18 protein-coding genes are annotated in these 21,374 nt (G+C 48.4%); 13 read left to right on the top strand and 5 right to left on the bottom strand.

Features of this window, described 5'->3' with window-relative positions; translation table 11 throughout:
* Nucleotides 1–52 precede the first annotated feature (52 nt).
* On the top strand, nucleotides 53–961 hold the full coding sequence (locus E6C74_RS15595) for an aldo/keto reductase family oxidoreductase (protein ID WP_136486899.1): 909 nt from the start codon (nucleotides 53–55) through the stop codon (nucleotides 959–961).
* Between the two features lie 151 nt (nucleotides 962–1,112).
* Here E6C74_RS15595 and E6C74_RS15590 read toward each other — a convergent pair whose 3' ends face one another.
* Nucleotides 1,113–2,438 (bottom strand): anaerobic C4-dicarboxylate transporter, encoded by a 1,326-nt coding sequence (locus tag E6C74_RS15590; RefSeq protein WP_136486897.1) that lies wholly within the window; start codon nucleotides 2,436–2,438, stop codon nucleotides 1,113–1,115.
* A gap of 312 nt (nucleotides 2,439–2,750) precedes the next feature.
* Nucleotides 2,751–3,581 (bottom strand): ammonia-dependent NAD(+) synthetase, encoded by an 831-nt coding sequence (gene nadE / locus E6C74_RS15585; protein ID WP_136486895.1) that lies wholly within the window; start codon nucleotides 3,579–3,581, stop codon nucleotides 2,751–2,753.
* Nucleotides 3,582–3,686: 105 nt separating this feature from the next.
* Here nadE and E6C74_RS15580 point away from each other — a divergent pair, with 105 nt between their 5' ends.
* Nucleotides 3,687–4,199, top strand: coding sequence for a nicotinate-nicotinamide nucleotide adenylyltransferase (locus E6C74_RS15580; protein WP_136486893.1), 513 nt, complete (start codon nucleotides 3,687–3,689; stop codon nucleotides 4,197–4,199).
* Between the two features lie 29 nt (nucleotides 4,200–4,228).
* A complete protein-coding gene (locus E6C74_RS15575) occupies nucleotides 4,229–4,723 on the top strand; it encodes a hypothetical protein (protein ID WP_346762938.1) in 495 nt (164 codons plus the stop codon).
* A 105-nt stretch (nucleotides 4,724–4,828) separates the two neighbouring features.
* Here E6C74_RS15575 and E6C74_RS15570 read toward each other — a convergent pair whose 3' ends face one another.
* Nucleotides 4,829–6,826 carry a methyl-accepting chemotaxis protein gene (locus tag E6C74_RS15570; protein WP_168797042.1) on the bottom strand — a complete coding sequence of 666 codons (1,998 nt, stop codon included), beginning with the start codon at nucleotides 6,824–6,826 and terminating at the stop codon, nucleotides 4,829–4,831.
* 278 nt (nucleotides 6,827–7,104) lie between these two features.
* Here E6C74_RS15570 and E6C74_RS15565 point away from each other — a divergent pair, with 278 nt between their 5' ends.
* The gene (locus E6C74_RS15565) at nucleotides 7,105–7,449 is read left to right on the top strand and encodes a HopJ type III effector protein (RefSeq protein WP_136486891.1); all 345 of its coding nucleotides are present in this window, start codon (nucleotides 7,105–7,107) and stop codon (nucleotides 7,447–7,449) included.
* 135 nt (nucleotides 7,450–7,584) lie between these two features.
* Here the strand turns inward: E6C74_RS15565 and E6C74_RS15560 are convergent, their stop codons facing one another.
* The gene (locus E6C74_RS15560) at nucleotides 7,585–7,893 is read right to left on the bottom strand and encodes a cysteine-rich CWC family protein (RefSeq protein WP_136486889.1); all 309 of its coding nucleotides are present in this window, start codon (nucleotides 7,891–7,893) and stop codon (nucleotides 7,585–7,587) included.
* A 161-nt stretch (nucleotides 7,894–8,054) separates the two neighbouring features.
* Between E6C74_RS15560 and E6C74_RS15555 the strand changes: the two genes are divergently transcribed.
* From E6C74_RS15555 to E6C74_RS15515, 9 genes are all read left to right on the top strand, one after another.
* Nucleotides 8,055–8,309, top strand: coding sequence for a hypothetical protein (locus E6C74_RS15555; protein WP_136486886.1), 255 nt, complete (start codon nucleotides 8,055–8,057; stop codon nucleotides 8,307–8,309).
* Nucleotides 8,310–8,483: 174 nt separating this feature from the next.
* Nucleotides 8,484–10,484 (top strand): methyl-accepting chemotaxis protein, encoded by a 2,001-nt coding sequence (locus tag E6C74_RS15550; RefSeq protein ID WP_136486884.1) that lies wholly within the window; start codon nucleotides 8,484–8,486, stop codon nucleotides 10,482–10,484.
* Nucleotides 10,485–10,705: 221 nt separating this feature from the next.
* Nucleotides 10,706–11,482 (top strand): class II glutamine amidotransferase, encoded by a 777-nt coding sequence (locus E6C74_RS15545; RefSeq protein ID WP_136486881.1) that lies wholly within the window; start codon nucleotides 10,706–10,708, stop codon nucleotides 11,480–11,482.
* A 179-nt stretch (nucleotides 11,483–11,661) separates the two neighbouring features.
* Nucleotides 11,662–12,570 carry a siderophore ABC transporter substrate-binding protein gene (locus E6C74_RS15540; protein ID WP_136486879.1) on the top strand — a complete coding sequence of 303 codons (909 nt, stop codon included), beginning with the start codon at nucleotides 11,662–11,664 and terminating at the stop codon, nucleotides 12,568–12,570.
* A gap of 54 nt (nucleotides 12,571–12,624) precedes the next feature.
* A complete protein-coding gene (vctD, locus tag E6C74_RS15535; protein WP_136486877.1) occupies nucleotides 12,625–13,563 on the top strand; it encodes an iron chelate uptake ABC transporter permease subunit VctD in 939 nt (312 codons plus the stop codon).
* Nucleotides 13,553–14,503: an iron chelate uptake ABC transporter permease subunit VctG gene (vctG, locus tag E6C74_RS15530; protein WP_136486875.1), complete on the top strand. Its 951-nt coding sequence runs from the start codon at nucleotides 13,553–13,555 to the stop codon at nucleotides 14,501–14,503. The genes vctD and vctG overlap by 11 nt, the downstream gene beginning before the upstream one ends.
* Before the next feature lie 2 nt (nucleotides 14,504–14,505).
* Nucleotides 14,506–15,267, top strand: a complete 762-nt coding sequence (vctC, locus tag E6C74_RS15525; RefSeq protein ID WP_136486873.1) for an iron chelate ABC transporter ATP-binding protein VctC — start codon at nucleotides 14,506–14,508, stop codon at nucleotides 15,265–15,267.
* Between the two features lie 354 nt (nucleotides 15,268–15,621).
* A complete protein-coding gene (locus E6C74_RS15520; RefSeq protein WP_136486871.1) occupies nucleotides 15,622–16,812 on the top strand; it encodes an acetate/propionate family kinase in 1,191 nt (396 codons plus the stop codon).
* Nucleotides 16,813–17,964: 1,152 nt separating this feature from the next.
* Nucleotides 17,965–19,770, top strand: a complete 1,806-nt coding sequence (locus tag E6C74_RS15515; protein WP_240798204.1) for an Ig-like domain-containing protein — start codon at nucleotides 17,965–17,967, stop codon at nucleotides 19,768–19,770.
* A gap of 54 nt (nucleotides 19,771–19,824) precedes the next feature.
* On the opposite strand, the gene E6C74_RS15510 is transcribed toward E6C74_RS15515, so the two are convergent.
* The gene (locus tag E6C74_RS15510; protein WP_240798203.1) at nucleotides 19,825–21,132 is read right to left on the bottom strand and encodes a hypothetical protein; all 1,308 of its coding nucleotides are present in this window, start codon (nucleotides 21,130–21,132) and stop codon (nucleotides 19,825–19,827) included.
* Between the last annotated feature and the right edge of the window lie 242 nt (nucleotides 21,133–21,374).

Below are 21,374 nucleotides of genomic sequence, written 5' to 3'. Positions count from 1 at the left end.
GGTCAGCGGAAAACAAGCTTAGGATGTCAGACAAAGAAAAAGGAGTACAACCATGGTTGCGAAAGTAACGATTGCCCCGCAAGGCCCGGATTTATCTGAGTTGGTACAGGGCTACTGGCGGTTAACGGAATGGGGCATGTCGCCTCAGGAGCGACTGACATTCCTCAAACAGCACGTTGAACTGGGTATCACCACTGTCGATCACGCTGATATTTACGGTAACTATCAATGTGAATCTCTGTTTGGTGAAGCGCTGGCGCTGGATCCCTCTTTGCGCGAACAGCTGCAGATTGTCACTAAATGCGACATTAAGCTGTGCAGCGATCAGTTCCCGGATCGTCAAATTAATCACTACGATACCAGTGCCGCGCACATTTATCAGTCAGTCAATAACTCGCTGCAGCGCCTCGGTGTGAGTGAAATTGACGTGCTGTTGATCCATCGTCCGGATGTGCTGATGGATGCAGATGAAGTGGCAGAAGCATTTACCGAACTGCATAAAGTCGGCAAAGTGAAGCACTTTGGTGTGTCTAACTTCAGTCCTTCGCAGTTTAATCTGCTGCAGTCACGCATCAATAAACCTCTGGTGACTAATCAGGTGGAGATTAACCCGCTTAATTTTGAAGTCGCCCATGATGGTACGCTGGATCAGATGCAAATGCTGCGCACTCGTCCGATGGCGTGGTCTTGTCTGGGCGGCGGTGCTATTTTCAACGGTGAGAGCGAGCAGGCGCAGCGGGTACGCAGCGTGCTGGAAGAACTGCGTGCAGAGCTTGGCGCCGAGAGTATTGATCAGGTGATCTATGCCTGGGTTCGCGCGCTGCCATCCAAGCCTTTGGCTATCGTTGGTTCCGGCAAAATAGACCGCGTCAAGGCGGCTGTAGCCGCGCTGGATCTAACGCTGACCCGCGAACAGTGGTTCCGGGTTTGGGTAGTTTCGAAAGGCCACGGTGTGCCATAGAGCGATAGGGTATCGATAGGGTATAAAGTTAAAGCCAGCCTCAACGGGCTGGCTTTCTGTTTATATCATCAGTTCACTTCTAAACATCCGCCGACTTTCATCAACTCGTGATGTTTTTCGCAATAAGATGTTCTGCTGTTTGGCTACACGGTCAGCCAATCACCATCTGACCAAGTATGTAGCCCATGCAACTGCCACCAATGACCCCGACCAGACCCGGAGCCATAAACGAGTGGTTGAAATACCACTTGCCAATTTTGGTGGTGCCGGTGATATCGAAGTTCACGGTTGCAATATCAGACGGGTAGTTCGGAATAAAGAAGTATCCGTACAACGCAGGCATCAGGCCGATAAGCAGTGCCGGTTCCAGTCCCAGCGCCAGACCAACCGGCAGCATCATTTTTGCCACCACAGCTTGCGAGTTAACCACTACAGAGACGACAAACAACGCCAGGGCAAATGTCCAGGGATATGCATTCACCATATCGATGATCCCGCTGCGAAACTGCGGCATCGCATACTGGAAATAGGTATCTGACATCCAGGCAATACCAAAGATAGCGATTGCTGCAACCATACCGGATTTAAACACCACGCCTTCCGGTACTTTCTTCGGCTCAACCTTGGCAACCAGCATGATGATACCGCCGAAACACAGCATCATCATCTGAATCACGGTCGCCATATTGATTGGTTTGGCATCGCCGATTTGGCGTACTTCCGGAAACATTGCAACCAGTACGATGACCAGGATCGACAGGATAAACAGCAACACTGAGTTCTTTGCCGACGCAGGCAACTGTTCGTTCAGCGAAGTGGCTGTCGTAGTTTCAATGCGCTCACGCAATACCGGGTCTTGTAATCGTTCCTGATAACCCGGGTCCTGATCCAGTTCTTTACCGCGGCGCAGGCTGTAGAGCGACATCAGTACGGTGCCAAACAGGGTAGCCGGTACCGTAACCATCAGAATGGAGAGTAAGGTGATGTTATGGTTGATGTTGGACAGCTCTGCCAGATAGTAAACCACAGCGGCAGAGATAGGTGACGCGGTAATGGCTATCTGTGATGCCACTGAGGCCGCTGCCATCGGACGTTCCGGGCGGATACCATTTTTCAGCGCCACATCACCGATAATTGGCATAATAGAGTAAACCGCGTGCCCGGTACCCAGTAGGAAGGTCATCGAATAGGTCACCAGAGGCGCGATGATGGTGACGCGTTTGGGGTTTTTACGCAGCAGGCGCTCAGCGACCTGTAGCATATATTTCAGCCCGCCGGCGGCTTCGAGAATTGAAGCACAGGTAACGACCGCCAGAATGATTAACATCACCGTCACCGGCGGTGAGGTTGGCGGCATCTTGAAAATAAACACTTCGATAACCAGACCGATGCCGGAAACAACACCGAGGCCGATACCGCCATAACGAGAGCCCGTATAGAGCACCAATAGCAGGAAAATAAATTCCATATACAACATATGAATTAACCTTTAGAACGAAACAGATGGGGTTATTTTCCGACGCATTTCACAAAAAATATGGAGAGTGCTTCACACATTGCAGGCGTACAAAAACGGAATGAAGGCTTTGGGAGTGTTGTCACGCTATTTGATTGATAAGTAATGATTTTTTGGTTTTTTTGTAGCAAAACTGTTGTAGCACATAAGGTGGGGTGTAAACAAAAGCCGGGCCGTAAGGACCCGGCTGAAAGGACCAGCCTAACACACTGAATAACGAGAAGTGTTTCGCTGCCGGACATAAGCTCAAACGCGCTATTGGCTGTGTTAGAGTTAGTCGTAGATGGTTGGGATCGGCTGACGTTTGTGCTGTGTCGCTTTGTAAATCGACACCAGACGATCGGCAACAGCAGGTGAGACAGCTTTGCCTTCCAGGAAGTCATCGATCTGATCGTAGGTCAGGTTCAGTGCATCTTCATCCGCTTTTTGTGGTGCCAGTTCTTCCAGATCGGCCGTCGGTGTTTTCTTCACCAGCAGATCAGGTGCGCCCAGTGTTGCTGCAACCTGACGAACCTGGCGTTTGTTCAGACCAAACAGGGGAGCCAGATCACAGGCTCCGTCACCAAATTTGGTGTAGAAGCCGGTAATATTTTCAGCTGAATGGTCGGTCCCCAGCACCAGGCCACCTACGTAGCCTGCCACTTCATACTGTGCCACCATACGTGCGCGTGCTTTGACATTACCTTTGACAAAATCGATTTTAGCCGCTTCAGCAGGCATCAGTCCTGTGCCCGCCAAGGCTTCATGAGACGCTGCGTGCAGGCCGTCTACTCCCGCTTTGATATTGACCGAAACGGAATGGGTTGGCTGGATAAATGACAGTGCCAGTTGTGCTTCATCTTCGTCTTTTTGCGAGCCGTACGGCAGACGAACAGCAATAAACTGATAAGCGTTGCTGCCATGCTCTTTGTTCAGCGCGTCTACCGCCATTTGCGCCAAACGGCCGCAAGTGGTTGAGTCAACGCCACCGCTGATACCCAGAACCAGCGCCTTACAACCGGACTCTGATAGTTTGCGTTTGATAAAACCAACGCGACGTTCAATTTCGAATTGTGGGTCGATCACTGGAAGTACATGCATCTCTTCGCGGATAATTTGTTCCATTAGAGTTCCTTTTCCTGCAAGCAATAAAAAACTATCGTAGTATCATACCGCAAACATTCAATTAGAAAACCGTGAAAGCGACTTTCACACTGAATCGGGGAAAAGATGGACAAAATTGCTGTTTTTGGCAGCGCTTTTAACCCGCCGACATTAGGCCATAAAAGCGTGATTGACTCACTGGAACATTTCGACCGTATTTTGCTGGTGCCCAGTATTTCCCATGCGTGGGGTAAAGAAATGCTGAATTATGAGATACGCTGTAAACTTATTGATGCTTTCATTGGCGATTTAGCGTCAGATAAGTTACAACGTTGTTCGGTAGAACAGGATCTTTATCAGCCGGGCGAGAGCGTTACCACCTATGCGGTGCTGGAGCGCTTACAACAGCAGTTTCCCGATGCGGATATCACCTTTGTTGTTGGGCCGGATAATTTATTTAATTTTGGTCGGTTCTACAAATCAAAAGAAATATTACAACGTTGGTCGGTCATGGCTTGTCCGGAGAGAGTTCAGGTTCGCAGCACAGATCTGCGGCGGAGTTTAAAAGAGCGGGAGGATATCCGGCATCTGACAACGCCGTCGGTCGCTAAGCTTTTGCTTGAGCTCGATGTATATTAACGCCTGTTGGTGAATAGGAGTGGTTAATGATGAAAGTGTGTGTTGGGTTGGTCGCGCTTTTTTCTCTGCCGTGCCTGGCATCGGTCTGCGATGCTGATTTATCCATCGATCCGCTCCACCCAGTAGTAGATGATGTTGCCGTTTATACTCCGTGTGACAACTTTGACGAGCATTGGCAGCAGGGTAGTGAGCAGGCTTTGGTATTCGACGTTGAAACTGATACCCGCTCTCCGCAAAGCGGCGACTACTGGCAGGGTTGGCTGGTCAATGATAAAAATGACAGCAATCCGATTGTGACTCAACAACTCGAACACAGTTACCTTGGCCTCGGGCTGTGGGTTCCGTCCAAGCTAGTTGAGCAGGAACAGGATATGAACACGGAAGAGTGGTTGATCAATCATGGGCTGAAGTTCAGCCTTGGGTTTGGTGAACGTGAAAGCGGAGAGCCCAGAGTTCGCCTGGATTATCGCTGGCATGAAGAGTATCAGGCTGATTGGTTTATGCAGATAGAAGTACCGTTTTAGGCGCTGATATTGGCCAGGCGGGTACTGTTTGCCATCAAGCGGGCATGAATGAAAGACAAAAGGGCATCAGATGATGCCCTTTTTAGTTGCTGTTTGTCAGTCACATCAGCTGAGTTTAAACTCGCCCAAGGTTCGTTTTACCCGGTCCACTTCACCATGATAACTGCTGACGATGTTGTTCATATCTTGTGCTAACTGCCCCGTTTTCTGGGCGATTTCCGCCAGGATGTCGACATCTTTATCGACATCTTCGCTCGCTTTCGATTGCTCGATGGTGGCATTAGCGATGCTGGTAATGTGTGAGTTAACCTCATCAATCACACTCTCCAGCGCGGATACGCTGCTGGTTACGGTCGATACGGAATCAAAGGTCACGCTGGTAGCCTGATGACTCTTTTGCATGTTGTTGACCGCAATCGTCGTGTTATTGGTAATGTTGCCCAGTAACTGGCTGATGTGCTCTGTCGCGGCTTTACTACGCTGAGCAAGATCGCGCACCTCAGAAGATACGACCGCGAAGCCGCGCCCGTGTTCACCGGCGCGCGCCGCTTCAATGGCGGCATTCAGTGCCAGCAAGTTGGTTTGTTCAGAAATGCTGTTGATTGTATCAACAATTTTGCTGACACTTTGCGCATCTTTTTCCAATTCAGTCATGCAGGTCTGAGTCTGTTCTATCTGCTCAACCAGGGCCTCGACAGCCTTGAACGAAGACTGACTTTGCCCCTGGCATTCGACCACGCGCTGGGTCATTTGTGTGGTTTCTTCCAGCGCACGTTCCGATGCCTGGGCGATTTCGACACTTGACTGGGCAAGCTCGGTCATGGCTGCGGCGATATTTTCACATTTGGCAGTGGTACTGCTGCTGCTTTTACCGAGATCTTTCGCACCCTGGACGATGTTTTTCAGCCGTTCGGCACTGTGGTTATTGGTTTGAGTCACGTCAGCCAACAATTGACGAATATTACTGATGAAATCGTTAACACTGGTCGAAATCTGGGAAACTTCGTCATTGCCTTCCGCTTGCAATGCCACGGTCAGATCGCGCTTTGATGCCATGTTGTGTATGGTTTTATTCAGTTGTCCGACTCGCTCGCGCAGTGATGCAACAATGCTGACCAGACTCCAGATTAAAACAATACCCACGACAATACTCACCACCAGAATGAGCTGCTGATTGGTTTGGGCACGGTCAGCCTGACTATCGGAAATGGTAACCATCTGTTGTTGGAGATGGTTGCGTAGTTGGTTAATCAGCTTGATACGTTCTGTCGCTGCGCCAAACCATTGTGATGGTTCAGGCCCTTGCAGATTTTCCAGGCTATCGACTTGGTCGAGATAAGAGCGTTGAACTTGTTCGACATTTTTCCAGGTGTTACTACTTTTCGCCTGATTCAACTCGCTGATAAGTGTAGCGGGCAAGATGGTCATAGCTGTACGTTCAGCGTATTGACCCGAATCAATGTAACCTTTCACCGCCGTATACTGCGCCGGTGAAGATGCCTGACGCGCGAAAGCGCCATTGAGTGCCCCCCGAACCTGTCCGGCTCGCTCTTTCATGACCACCACAGATAGCATCGCACTACCAAGCTTTGCCACTTCCACATCATCAATGGTGGACAACAACACTTGTGAGTCATCAATAGCCAGTTGGTTCAAATTGGAATAGTAAGCAAAAGACGAAATCTGAGGCTTCAGGCTATCGACCTGACGGCGTACTTCCGTCAGCTGAGCTAACTGTTTGGCGACATCGGATTTGAGTTTATCTGCCAGGCTGGTGTTAATGTATTGCGGGTTGAAATTAAGCAGCGCCTGAGCGTGTTTATCTGATTCAATGCGTTGCTTATTCAACTGTTCTACCTGAGCGCCCTGACCCCTGGAGCCTAACACGCCGGCAGTGAGGCCGCGTTCCAGTGCCAGGTTATGGGCGAGGTTATCGTAGAGCAAGATCAGTTGCACCGTCTCTTTATCGTGGTGGGCTGTGTCAACTTTGTTATTTAGGTCAATCACGTTTAAAGTCGCCAGTGCCAATGCGAGTAACATCGGCAGACCTGCGATGACGGTAACCACTTTATACAAAGGAAAACGCTGTAATAGTTTTTTCATGTGTCCTGCCGCCTTATTAACGGTTATTTCAACGACGCTGAAACCGGATGAATAGTATGTGTACTAGCACAATAAAAGCCACAAGCGCACTATAAAAGCAATAGATTTATGTGCATAAAGTGGCACCTTATGACGTTAAGCAAATTACAATCTTGTTTATGCAAATGATATTCCTGTTTAAGCAAGTTACGTTTCGGTTTACGCAAATGACATTCCGGTTTGCATCGTGACGAATTTTATTTAGACTGCCGGTTTTCAATCAAACAGGATAAGAATCCATGGAACTGAATGAGCTATTGACTCAAATTGCCGAGCAGCCAGAGCAAGTGGCATTTGCTGATGTGATCAGCGTGATTGACGCGAACTATGATTTCACCCCAACGGCTTTTGAAAATGGCGACTTGCACAACGAAGCCAACCAAAATAACGGCTCATGCAAAATCTTTTCGTTTGCTAGTTTACATACCCTGAGTCCGGAACAGACTCTGGCTTGTTTTGGCGATTTCTACCGTAAAGATGTACTCGGGCATCCGGATAATGATGATCATCAGAACATTCGCAACTTTATGCAATATGGCTGGGAAGGCGTGAAGTTTGCAGCCAAGGCTTTGAGTGTAAAATAACGCGCGTCAGAATATTGAAAAAGGAGGCTAAGGCCTCCTTTTTCAATGGTGAGCAATTCGCTATGGGCAACGAGTGCGTTGAGGGACGTGGTTCATAAAAGGCATAAGGTAATGCCTTTCATCGGTTGAACAATACTAAGCAATCGGCAGCGCAGACAGACAGTGACGGCACAAACAGGCTTGCTGTTTACGCTCTTGATTGCTTTCGCGCGTTTCCAGTTCAAAACACCAGCAGGTACTTTTACCGGCACTGATGTCACAGTGCGCCGCATCGCCGCAAGCAGGGCAGTCATGAGTCGCGCTTTCCCGGGATAATTGCTGCATGACAGCGTCACGCTCGGCATCCGACCACTTTCGCCACTGGATAATTTCTGGCATGGTGCGATGGCAGCCTGAGCAAATTCCGCCATTATTTTTGCAGGCGGCAATACAAGGGGTTTTCATGGTAATCGAATCGTCAGTCAAGTTGTCGGGCAATATACCTTAACTCATCGTATTCCCCAACCCGAATGGCGTTTGCGCTGGTGTATCATTATCCCTTGCTTTTGTTACGGGGAATGTCTAGTATAAATCTAAATGAAAATTATTATCGTTAAGGTGTTTTGATGTTACCTTTCATTATTGCATTTGTATTTATGCTGGCTTTGGGTAAAAAGCTGATGGTGCCAGACCGTTGGCTGGTGGTACTCAGCGTGGTTTTGTTGCTGTGCTATTTGACCACCTCACTGAGTGCTATTCCTGTGTTGATAACCTTGTTTGTTGCGGCGCCATTTCTGATCCCGATTCGTTATTCGGATAAGGCCCATGCTTTGTTTGGCTTGTGTGTGGTATTGCCTTTAGTGGGGGAACTCATTTACTAACTGAAGAGCCAAACGATGATTGACCTTTGGCTTTTTAATAAGCAATTGTTCAATATTTGATGCAATCTGTTTTATATCATAAGGTTACCTATTTACAGTATTTCATCCTCTTCGGTTTCTCTTGTCGGAGTTTGACGCTATAGTGTCGTTCTAAAGTTGTACAGGAGCTTATGGATGAAGCTAACAATTTCAGGGAAGTTGCAACTCAGTTTTTTGTTGCTGGCCCTTTTGTTTGTCGCGTCAGCGGCAATGACCTACCGCAGTATCTCAGTGCTGGATAATCACGCCCAGTCTCTTCTTAATTCTGATTTGCCGACCGTTGACACCAGTCGTGGTATTCAGCAATCGGTCCAGGCCAGTTTATCGACCGTACGGGCTTATATGCTGCTCGGTAGCAATGAAGCCAGTGCGGAACGCCTTAAACAGCAGTTAAACCAGATTGTTGTGCAGACTGATCAATCGTTACCCGTTCTCGAGCCGTTGATCGACCAGCAAGACTATCAAACCGTGGTCAAACAATGGCAAGCGGTGAAAGCATCAGTAGAGAAGATCGTTGAGTTGGCCCACAGCGCTGAAAACCTGCCAGCTCACAATTTGTTTACCAACGAAGCAGCCCCGATAGCCGAAGTGGCTCTGGATCAGTTACAAGGGCTGATCAATGCCGAATCTTCGAATAAGGAAGGCGATGAGCGCAAGCGCTTGTTTAAGGTTTACGCCGACAGCTATAACTCTCTCGCGAATGCACTTTCAGCGATGCGCGATTTTCTGTTATACGGGCGCAGTGAATATCTCGACAAGTATCATGATTTCATTAAAGCTCATAATCAGTCGGTCAGTGAAATTGACAGTAAACTGAACCTGCTTAATGACAGTGACCGCTCGCTTTGGGATCTGTTTAAAGAGATGCAGCAGTTGTTTTTCCCGCTGGCTGATCAGGTGATCGAACTGCGGCAGTCTCCGGACTGGAACTTTGCCCATCAGGAGATGGCGAAAACATTGCTGCCAGCGGCAGAGAGCCTGGATAGTGCCTTAGAAGCCGTTGTTAAAGCCCAGCAGTTGAAAGCCGACGAGAGCGGCGAGGGAATCGAAGCGTCTATCAGTCAGGTGCTCAGCGTGCTGGTCACTACCTTGATTCTGGTTATTGTCGCGGCGCTGGTGATTTCCGGTTACATGGGGCGCAGCATTGGCCGTCGCGTGGCGGGTATTTCCGCTCGCGCACAATTGATTGCGTCCGGTGATGTTTCTCAGCCGCCGCTGAGCGTTAACGGAAATGATGAACTGTCTGCTCTGACCGAATCGATCAACCGCATGAATGTTTCCTTAGCGGGTATCGTGCAGGGCGTGACGGACAAAGCGCAGCGTGTCAGTGAAAGTATGGGCGCTTTATTGCAGTCCAATCAACATACCCTGTCGCAGGTGAAAAACCAGCAACAGCACATCAGCGCAATGGATGCAGAGTTATCTGATGTCAGCCAGTCGACCGCACACACTTTACAGCAGGCACAGCGTTCAATGGTCGCTCTGGCCGAATCACAGCGTGAAATCGCTGAGGGTAAGTCGTCACTGGCGCTAAATAAAGAGACCATGAATAACCTGCACCAGACCATTGAACAGGCTAACCGGTTAGTCGGGCAATTGAGTCAGGAGAGTGCTGCTATCGGTAAAGTGACGGAAGTGATTGAAGGTCTGGCCGAGCAAACCAATCTGCTGGCTTTAAATGCGGCGATCGAAGCCGCCCGCGCCGGAGAGCAGGGGCGGGGTTTTGCGGTGGTTGCTGATGAAGTACGCCTGCTGGCAACACGCACGACGGCATCAACCAGCGAAATCAATCAGATTGTGCAGGCGATTCAGTCCTCGACCGCTGCTGTGGTCAAAGAGATCCAGCAGGGGCAGCAGATTGCCGGAGTCGGTTCGCAACATATTGAAGAAGCCGTCGTCAAACTGGAATCGACCACCAATCAGATAAGTCAGCTTAATCAGCAGATGGTGGAACTCACTCATGCGTCAGAGCAGCAAACCCAGGCGACGCAGGCCATCACGCATCTGATGCAGCAAGTGAATCATGCGGTGGATGATGTGGCGGCGATCAGCAGTCGTTCGACCCAAACCTCGCAACAGGTGCAAGAGCAGTTTGCGGCACTGGATAAAGATATGGCCCAGTTTAAGCTGAGTTAAAGTCGGTTCAAAAACGGCTCAATTGCCTGTAAGTAGTATGCAAAGCGGCTTAGCAATATACTGGTAAGCCGCTTTACTATTTGTCGGGTGCATGTCTTCTCGTCAGCAGCCTGGCTGGATGCACGTTGGGTCGGCAGAAGATAATCTTGCCCGGCGATATTGCCAGCAAGGTGGAAACGTGGTTTAGTAAAGACCTCTCTATTTTAAGGGCTATCACCTTTATGTGTCGCTGGCTCGCCTATCAGGGCAACCCTATTTATCTTGAACAACTGGTTTATCAACCGGAGCATTCGCTGGTTCATCAAAGTCTCGAAGCGCGCAAAGCTGTGACGCGTGTTAACGCCGACAGCTTTGGCTTAGGCTGGTATACCGAGCGCAGCACGCCGGGTACTTTTCATGAAGTTCTGCCAGCCTGGGGGGATGAAAATCTTAAGTCGCTTGCCCACCATATTCGCTCACACCGCTTTATGGCTCATGTCCGCTCTTCGACCGGAACTCAGGTGTCGCGCAGTAACTGCCATCCTTTTGTGCTGGAGCAGTGGATGTTTCTGCATAACGGCCAGATTGGTGAGTTTGAAAAGGTACGCTATACCCTGGAATGCATGCTGCCGGAGTCACTTTATGTACAGCGCAAGGGGACGACAGACAGTGAGCTGATCTTCTTGCTGATGATGAAAAATGGCCTGGCTGTCAATCCGGAAGCGGCTATCCGGCGTACGGTGAATGAGATTGAACAGGCGATGGCAATGAAGGGGATTACTACCCCGTTTAAAGCGTCGATTTGCCTGTCAGACGGCGACCAGTTCTGGTTGGTACGTTACAGTTCGGACCTGCACCCGCCAACGGTATTTATCAAAGTGATGGACGATGACATCGTATTGGCTTCCGAGCCTTTGGATAACAGTACCGGTTGGAGCCTGGTTGATCCGCAGACGATTACCCACGTCGCAGGCACAGACCTAACAACGCAGGTGATATCTTCACCACGAGCAGCTTAGTTTCTGCATAGGATCTGGCGTTTTTTTAACGTCAGATCAACATCTTCCCTGTTTTACACAGATTTACAATCCTAAGTCGGTTATCTCAGTTGCGGTAGGGTGGGTAACTGGGTATAGTTGCCACATCTTAATGCGAATGCTTCTCAAAATATATCGCAATGATTAGTAAAAGGAAGATTATGAAATCCGTTATCAGTTTGACGTCTCTGGCTTTGGTCCTGTCTTTTTCAGCCCATTCTGCAGAAGTGACTATTGAACATCAGATGGGTAAAACCACTCTGGAACAGAAACCTCAACGTGTTGTTGTGATTGGCTTAGGCGCGCTGGATGCGGTCGACAGCTTTGGTATCAAGCCGGTGGCTGTCTCTAAAGTGCCACAACTTCCGCCGTATCTGGATAAATACCACGGTGATGATTACGCACAGGCTGGTTCTTTGTTCGAGCCGGATTTCGAGTCTATTTACACCCAGAAACCAGATTTGATCATTGTGGGTTCACGTGCCGCAACAGCCTACGATGAGCTGTCTAAAATTGCACCGACCATCGTTTTTGCTGTCGATGACAGTAAAGGTTACTGGGAAAGCACGCAGGAACAGTGGCATAACCTGGGTAAAGTGTTTGATATTGAACCGCAAGTTGACGCTAAAATTGATCAGCTGAAGAAAGAGATCAAACAGGTACATGATTACACCGATCACCATACCGTGGATGCCCTGACGGTGATGAGCTCAGGCGGTAACCTGACCACGTTTGGTAAAGACTCTCGTTTCTCTGCTATCTATCGTGATTTTGGTTTTAAAGAAAACACCAAGGTAAAACAGACAGGCAAACATGGTGATCTGATCTCTTACGAATTCATTCGTGAGCACAACCCGCAGACGCTGTTCATCATTGACCGTGACAAGTTGGTTAACAAAGGCGTAAGCCACACCCATGAAGAGTTTGAAAATGATCTGGTGAAAGCTACGGATGCTTATCAGAATAAACGCATGAAGTTTTTGGATTTGAACGCCTGGTACATCTCAGCCGCTGGTGTTAAAGCCACCGAGCAGATGGTGGCAGACATGAAAAATTCTGTTGGCCTTTAATCATGTGTAACGGTGTCTGCCCTTAGGGCAGGCACTGGCAAGCCTAGGTTAGTTGTGAAAAAATTATTGCTCGTTTTTGTAATTGTGAGCCTGTCTTCACTGTTTGTGGGGGTGGGCAATTTGTCGTTTGTAGGCCTGCTAAGCGGTGATGCCGAAAGCTGGAATCTGCTTGTTACCAGCCGTGTACCGCGTTTGCTGGCGGTGTTACTGGCCGGAGGCGGACTAAGTATCGCCGGCCTGATAATGCAGCAGGTCAGTCAGAACCGATTCGCTGCACCTTCCACTTCCGGCACCATCGAATGTGCCATGCTGGGGTACGTCTTAAGTCTGGTGATATTTGGTGATGGCAACAACCTTTGGTTGATCTTTGCTGTCGCGATGGCCGGAACCCTGGTGTTCGTGCAGTTTATTCAGCGCATTCAGTTTAAAAATGCCATTTTTGTCCCTTTGGTCGGCATCATTTTTGGTAATGTGGTCAGCTCTGCTGCGACCTTTATTGCCTACAAATTCGATGCGATTCAAAACCTCTCCGGCTGGGCAGTCGCGAACTTCGCCAACTTGTTGAAAGGCAATTACGAACTGCTGTATATCGCGGTGCCGGTCGCGATTTTCAGCTATCTGTATGCCGCACGTATTTCTGCGGTCGGTATGGGCAAAGATTTTGCGGTTAACCTCGGCCTTAACTATCAGCAGGTTCTCATCATTGGTGTCTGTCTGGTTTCGGTGATGTCGGCGACTGTCGTAATGATTGTCGGAGAGTTGCCGTTCCTGGGGCTGATTGTGCCGAACATCGTCAGTTATTACTATGGCGACAATTTGCGTCTCAACATTCCTCGCACCGCTATTTTTGGTGCCTTGCTGGTACTGCTTTGTGATTTGTTAGGGCGTGTGATCATTTTCCCTTATGAAGTGCCTATTTCTATGATCATCAGTATTTTTGGTGGTTTTGCATTTATCGCTCTTATCCTGCGAGGTCAGCGTCATGCAGGATAAAACCAAACTGACGGCGATGATTGCCCTTGCCGTCGTATTTGCTGCATTATTCATTGGTGTCGGATTAACCGCCGATAATTATGAGTATTTCCTGTCGCGCCGTGTGCCGAAAGTGTTAGCTATTGTGCTGGCCGGCATCGCAATCGCACAGTCTTCATTGGCGTTTCAGACCATCACCCACAACCGTATTCTTACCCCGAGTATCATGGGTTTTGATTCCCTGTACTTGTTTGTACAGGTGGCGATTGTGGCACTGTTTGGTGGGTTGAGCAGCTTCGCTATTAATGCTTATCTGAATTTTTCACTTTCTGTTGCGGTGATGATGGGGTTCTCGGCCCTGTTATTTACTTTTTATTTCAGTAAAGAGAAACGTAACCTGATGGCGCTATTGTTGATGGGGGTGATTTTTGGTCAGCTGTTCTCGAATATTGCTTCGTTTTTGATCATGCTGATGGATCCGAATGACTTTGCGTCCGTTCAGGCCAATATGTTTGCCAGCTTTAACAATGTAAAAGTGAGCCTGGTATATCTGGCAACGCCGTTGCTGTTAGGCATAGCCTTGTTATTGTTCCGAATGCACCGCGTGCTGGATGTGTTCTGGCTCGATAATGATAATGCAGTCAGCCTTGGGGTAGACGTTCGCAAAACTACCCGCCAGGTCCTGCTGCTGAGCGCGGTCCTGATTTCAATTTCCACCGCGTTGGTGGGGCCAATTATGTTCTTCGGTATCCTGGTGACGAACCTGACCCGGGAATGGTTTAAATCTTACCAGCATCGTGTGCTGTTGATTGCCTGTTCTGCCATGTCTGTTCTGGCTCTTTTGGCCGGGCAGTGGATGGTGGAAAAAGTGTTCCATTTCGGGACCACACTAAGTGTCATCATTAACTTCGTTGGCGGCATTTATTTCCTTTCTCTTCTGATTCGTAACAAAGTGGTTTAGCTATGATTCTACTCGATAAACTGACGAAAAAATTCGGCCAACATGCAGTGGTAAAAGAGGCCAGTGCGGAGTTCGAGAAAGGTAAAGTCACCTCAATCATCGGCCCGAATGGAGCAGGTAAGAGTACCTTGCTGTCGATGGCCAGCCGCCTGGTGAACCGTGATGCCGGTAAAGTGTGGATCGATAGTAAAGAACTGGTGGACTGGGATACCAAAGCCCTGGCGAGAAAACTGTCGGTGTTGCGCCAGGCGAACAGCTTAACCATGCGTTTTACAGTGCGTGAGCTGGTGGCCTTCGGGCGTTTCCCATACTCGCAGGGCAAACTGGATGCGAACGATCAGCAGGTGATCGACCAGTCGATCAACTACCTTGATTTGAGCACGATTCAGCACAAGTATCTGGATGAACTGAGTGGTGGTCAGCGCCAGCTTGCGTTTATTGCCATGGTGATTGCGCAGGATACCGACTACATCTTCCTCGATGAGCCGCTCAACAACCTGGACATCAAGCATTCGCTGCAGATCATGGCAACAATTCAGCGTCTGGCCCATGAGCTGAATAAAGCCGTGGTGGTTGTTATTCACGACATCAACTTTGCTTCCTGTTATTCGGATTACATCATTGCACTGAAGAAAGGCGAAGTGGTTGCAACGGGTAGTGTGGAGTCGGTTATTCAGGAAAGTGTTCTGAGTGAAATCTACGAAACCCCATTCCGGGTGCTGGAGATCGAAGGCAAGCGCATGTGCTTGTATCACACTCACTAAGCATGATGACAGAGGCACAAGGCGGTGATTTTTCGCAACCGATTCTATGCCGACATTTTCAATCGAAAAGCCAGTGGTTCTGCCACAGGCTTTTTTTCGTTCTGATGATGCATTTTACGCGTTACTGGTCGGGCAAGACACGCTCCATTAAGAAATGCAGTTAAAAAATAGTGACATATGGAAATATTTCTACACTCAAAAAAAATATTTTGTTGTCAAAGATCAACAAAATTTCGTTTTCATCACACAAAAAACTAAAACAAAGTTGAAAGATTCAAAAATTATTGAATAATAGGGCCAGCAAACGGAGAAGCTCAGGCTTCGCAAATTTAGTCGGAAACAGGATACATCCCCATGTCGAACTCGTACGTGCTGGTTATCAACTCAGGCAGCTCCTCACTTAAATTCGCGGTCATTGATTCACAATCGGGTGACGCCCTGGTCTCTGGTCTTGGTGAATGTTTTGGTTTGCCAGAAGCTGAAATCAGCTGGAAATACCAAGGTGAGAAAACCGTCGAAGCGATCCCGGCAGGAGGCAATCATCACCAGTATGCGGTCAATCGGGTGGTAAGCTTGCTGGAGACCCTGGGGCTGACTTCTCAGTTTGTCGCTGTGGGTCATCGTATCGTGGCTGGTGGCGAAACCTTTAAAGGTACGGTCAAAGTGGATGAAGCGGTGATAGAAGAAGTTGAACGCCTGGCTGAACTGGCTCCGCTGCATAACAAAGCCAATGCAACCGGTATGCGCGCTGCAATGGCTGCGTTCCCAAACCTGCCACAGTTCGCTGTTTTTGATACCGCCTTCCACCAAACCATGCCACCTAAAGCCTTTATCTACGGCCTTCCTTACGAGTTATATGAAGAACAGAAAGTTCGCCGCTACGGTGCCCACGGTACCAGCCACTATTACGTTAGCCGTGAAGCGGCCAAGATGCTGGATAAGCCGGTAGAGCAGAGTAACTTCATCACGGTTCACCTGGGTAACGGTGCGTCGGTCACTGCCATTAAGAATGGTGAGTGCGTTGATACCAGTATGGGTCTGACTCCTCTGGCTGGTTTGATGATGGGAACCCGTTGTGGTGATATCGACCCAAGCGTGATCGAATTCCTGTTCCGCAAAGGCTGGCAGCAAGACGAGCTGTTTGACATGCTCAACAAGAAGTCAGGCTTCCTTGGCGTCTCCGGTGTGACCAGCGACGCGCGTGGTGTGCTGGAAGCGATGGAAAAGGGCAATCCGCGTGCCCGTCTGGCATTTGAGATCTTTACCTACCGGGTCGCGAAATACATTGGTTCGTACATGGTGGCGATTGGTGAAGAAGTCGATGCGATTGTGTTTACTGGTGGTATCGGTGAAAACTCACTGCCAATTCGCAGCGAGATTCTTAACTACCTGAAAGTGTTTGGCTATCAAGAAGATGCCAAAGCGAATGCTGACGCTCGTTTCGGTCAGTCTGGCGTGATTACCGCCAAAGACTCCAAACTGGCGGTTGTGATTCCGACTAACGAAGAATTTGTGATTGCCCAGCAGTCAGTGGCCATGCTGTAAGCGTATGCGCTGATTGGTAAACAGATACGAAAAAGCGAACCTCAGGGTTCGCTTTTTCGCTGTTAAATTTAAAGTTTATCCCTGTTACACCGACTGACTATCGGTGTGCTTTATCCAACGACGGCTCCGCACGGCCCGGATTCCTGCTACCCACTGGCAGTTCGAGTTTTTGTGTTATTCCAGCCCGGGCCAGCGCACCCACAGGTCCAATACCGGACAGTTGCCGCGCAACCATATAGGTTGGTTTGATAATCGCATGCACCCTGTGAAAGTGGGTTGTGTTCATGAAAAGATCGGCAGTTACGCAAGCGGGTTACTCTCACGATGTGAATCGGGCTGAGACTTGATGTGATATCAGAAGGCACTATCATTTGCCGGGTCTGACGCTTAGTTCCAATTTGCTCTCACAGCGTGTTTCACGAACACGTGGACGGTTGTAATTAATAGTGATCTTTATTCCAAATTAAAATTTGAATGCAGCAGATATGCAGTTGCTCAGTGATGATGAAAATGCTATTTCAATGATGACTGTTAATAAAATATGTTCAGATTAATATTATTAAACTAGTTGAAAATATTGATATTGTTAGCTTTAGTCAGGCTTATTAATTGTTATCATAATGTTAATATTCCGCATTTTTTGGTTTGACCAAAAATTAACCAAAATTTCCTTGAGTTATAAATATATTTATTGATAGCATTATCATCGTTAAAGGATAACCCAATATGTTTAAGTAAGCATATTGGGTCTTTTTAATCCTGGATTTTATTAGTCTGAACATCATATTTTTAAGTATGCCACCATCTGTATAAAAATAGGTGTGGGATGAGTTTGTCTAAATGATCGCAAGTAATATTATTTTTTCGTAACTGACTGAAAATTAATATTATAATTTTATCCTCTTTCCCTGCGAGGAGGGGGTTGTATTGCGGAAATTTTGGCTAACAACATAAAAGTTATATTTGCAATTTATTGTATATAAACATTTATCCGCTACTTATTTTAAGCGTAAATATATGTTCGGCAAGTTTATGTTATTTCACATGATAACTTCTTAAGTAATGAATATTTTAAAAATTATTACTCGTGAGTCTGAGGGGAAGACGTTGAATTCTATTAACTCTGTTGTGCCATTTAGGGTAGGGAAAAGCTTGCTTAAACATTTGCATGCTATTGGGTTGCTATTGCTCAGCATCATGACCATGGTTCCATTCTCGGCACATTCAGCAATAAATATTTCGACTACGGGTCAGCAAAATACCTTGGTTCTGATGGTGAATTTTCAGGAAAATCCTGACGATAAACCACTGACACTTGCCGAGGCGGATGATCTGGTATTTGGTCAGGTTGATCAGTTCTATCGTGAGAACTCTTTTGGCCAAACCTGGTTGTCCGGTCAGGTTGCGGGTTGGTTCACACTGCCTTTGTCCAACCAGGTGTGTGATTTGAACGCGGTACAGGACGAAGCGGATAAACAGGCTGCCAATTCTGGCATCGATATAGGTAATTATGACCGTATCGTGTATCTGATGACCACGGCAGCGTGTGGTGTTGCCGGCTCTGCCACGATGGACGGTGTCCCAACCCGCGCGTTTATTAACGGTGTACTGACAGCGACCAACATTGCTCACGAACTGGGTCATAACTTCGGATTGTATCATTCGCGTGCTCTGGACTGTGGTGATGAAACATTGGGCAGCAGCTGTACAATCAATGAGTATGGCGATACCTACGATGTGATGGGTAATCCGGACATTGGTTATTTCAACACCTTCCAGAAAGAACAGCTGGGATGGCTGAACGGTGCGCATGCCGCACGAACTTTAGAAGTGACGCAAAGCGGAACTTACTCGATCTCCAATTATGAAAGCGTAGACACTCAACCGGTTACTATCAAAATCCCACGAGGCACCGATGCGTCGACTGGGGCAATGAAATGGTTCTATATCGAATACCGTCAGTCTGTCGGCTTCGATGATTTCCTTGCTGACCGCTCATATCGCTTTTACCGTGGTGATGTGACGGATGGCATTGTGGTTCGTGCTGCCACCGATGGCGATGGCCGCAGCAGTAATCTGCTTCACTTTAAAACTGATTCACAGTTTCACCAGGCATATGGACGTAATGACTGGTTCGATCCGGCGATGCCGGTTGGTGACAGCTATACCGATCCAGATTCGGGTGTAACGTTCAGCCTCATCAGTGCCGCAAACGGTATCGCAGAGGTGAGCGTTAATTTCGGAGATTCAGGGCAGGGTAATGTTTCGCCCCAAAGCTGTAGTACGAGCGCTCCACAAATCAGTGCGACTGCCATGAGCGATAATGCGGGAGCAGCCGGAGAGCAAGTGCAGTATTTAGTTACGGTCACCAACCATGATAGTACGGACTGTGAGACGGAGTCGTTTAATGTCAGTACGGCTGTACCAATCGGTTGGCAGGCGAGCAGTGAACAGGTGACTTTGGCTCCTGGGGAGTCTGGTCAGGTCGTTATCTCCGTGGTGTCGTCGGACAGTGCGGCGGCGAACAACTATACGCTGACTGTTTCAGCTAAGCACAGTTCACAAACCCAGACAGAAGCAACGACCACAGTGAATTATACTGTTGTGGCGGATAACGGCTCAGCAGGCACAGCCCCGGTTGCAGTTAATGATTCGGTTTCTCTAGCGAATACAGATTCTGTGGTGATTGATGTGTTAGCGAACGATGTGATTGAAGACACTTCTGCAGTCACTCTTACCTCGTTCACTCAGCCAAGCAAAGGCACCGTACAATTACTGGCTGATGGTAGCCTGAAATATACGCCGCATAAGAGCTTTAAATCGAGCGACAGCTTTAGATATACCATAAGTAATGGTGTTGGTAGTTCAAGTGCGGTGGTGTCGATTGCCCTGCAGACGTCTGCAGATCCTGATACTTCGGGCGGAACGACTAAGCCTGGCAAAGGGCGTAACAAATAATGACAATACCCGGCACTGATGCCGGGTATTTTTTCAGGTGTCTAATGTCATTGATTAAAACTGCACTACGTCGACCGGACATTGCTCCAGGTCAGCACAAGCTGGGCATAAGGTGCAACTTGCATCTGCAGGAACGGCTTCAACAATACCACCAAATGCGGTAACACCTAACGCATTTACTTCATCGGTAAAGGCACGCACAGCTTCACCCGCTAATGGCAGACCTTCACCTTCCTCAGGAACAGGTTCATAACTACCACTATAGTCGGCACAATCGCCATCGGTGCCTTGTGGGTACAGGGTGCCAATGTCGTGTGGTTCAGGGTCTTTATTGTCCTGAACGATGACGCCATTAATGGTGACGTCAGAGGTATTACATACGCTACCGCTATAGTGCACTTTCAGGCCGTACTCATTCATGCCAGTTTCTGCAAAACGATTGACCACGTAGACATCACAGTCTTTTTGCAGTGACAGTGTGCCTGGGATGTTTTGCGAAGGGCAGTCGAATGAATCATCATCGGTAACGGATGGGGTGCCACCACTGACCAGTGCGGCTGTGACCATGGCTTCATTAAGAATACCGTTTTGGCCGACCGTAAAGGAGCCATTGAATTCTTTTGAATCCCCGACGTCCAGCATACCCCAAGGGTAGACATGAGAGTTACCGGACAGGTCGACATTTTCTGCCGTTGTATCGGTGGCTGTAATATCATACAAAGGTAACTGGCCGGTGTTCTCTACCAGCAATGTGTAGTTGTAACGCAGGGTGTCACCGCCTTCTAAACCACCATAGGTACAAGTTTTGGTGATTTTGATTTCTGGTGCGCCAGGAGTGTAACAAAAAGAGATATGGCTTAGACCAGCGTATCGACCATTTTTGCCAACCGGAGCGTGTAAGCCTGTGTCTGAGCTAACCAGCAAACCATCGGCATAGTATTCATAGAGGTTACCGCCAGGGCCACCTTTAACAAATACGCTGTGCATGATGATGCTGCTGTCACCCTGATCCCAAGAGAAGGTTTTGGCCCCCTCTTGAACTTCGATCATGACTGTCAGGTCGCCATCGCTGTAAGTCCCGTCAGCGACCGGTTCAACTTTGAGCTCTTGCACGTCGGGAATGCCTAACAGATCAGAACAGGTAGGGTTACCGTCCACCTCCATAGGTTGTACTCCCTGGCCGGATGCATCACCGGCCGCGCTCTGAGCTGTTTGAAAACCCACAGCCGCGCACGCAATCAGCAGCCACGCCAGCCATTTAATAACTTTGCGGGCCTCCCAATCTTGGAGTGGGTTGAGCTCGGATAAAGCGGCGCAGTGCGAACCTATACTGTGCCACCATGTTTTTGGTGTCGCTTTCATAAAACCTCCGCCGGGTACAGGAATCTGTTTTATTTCCCGTACAACCGTCATGTTTGTTCTTACAAAAATCGAGTTGGTGTTGCACCGGGTCAGAAAGCATAGAGTGGGCCAATAGGTATCATTCTGAATTTTATGGTTTTTATAGTTAAGATTTTACTAATGTGAACACTTGTTGTGTGCCATTCAACAGGCTCAGAATGAGGAGAGTCGGTTAAGTGTCTGAAAAATTAGCGTAAAGCAGG

The sequence above is a fragment of the Vibrio sp. H11 genome, assembly GCF_004804295.1.
Lineage (GTDB): Bacteria > Pseudomonadota > Gammaproteobacteria > Enterobacterales > Vibrionaceae > Vibrio > Vibrio ostreae.
The sequence above is the reverse complement of the archived record's forward strand: the minus strand, read 5'-3'. Positions and strand labels throughout refer to the sequence as shown.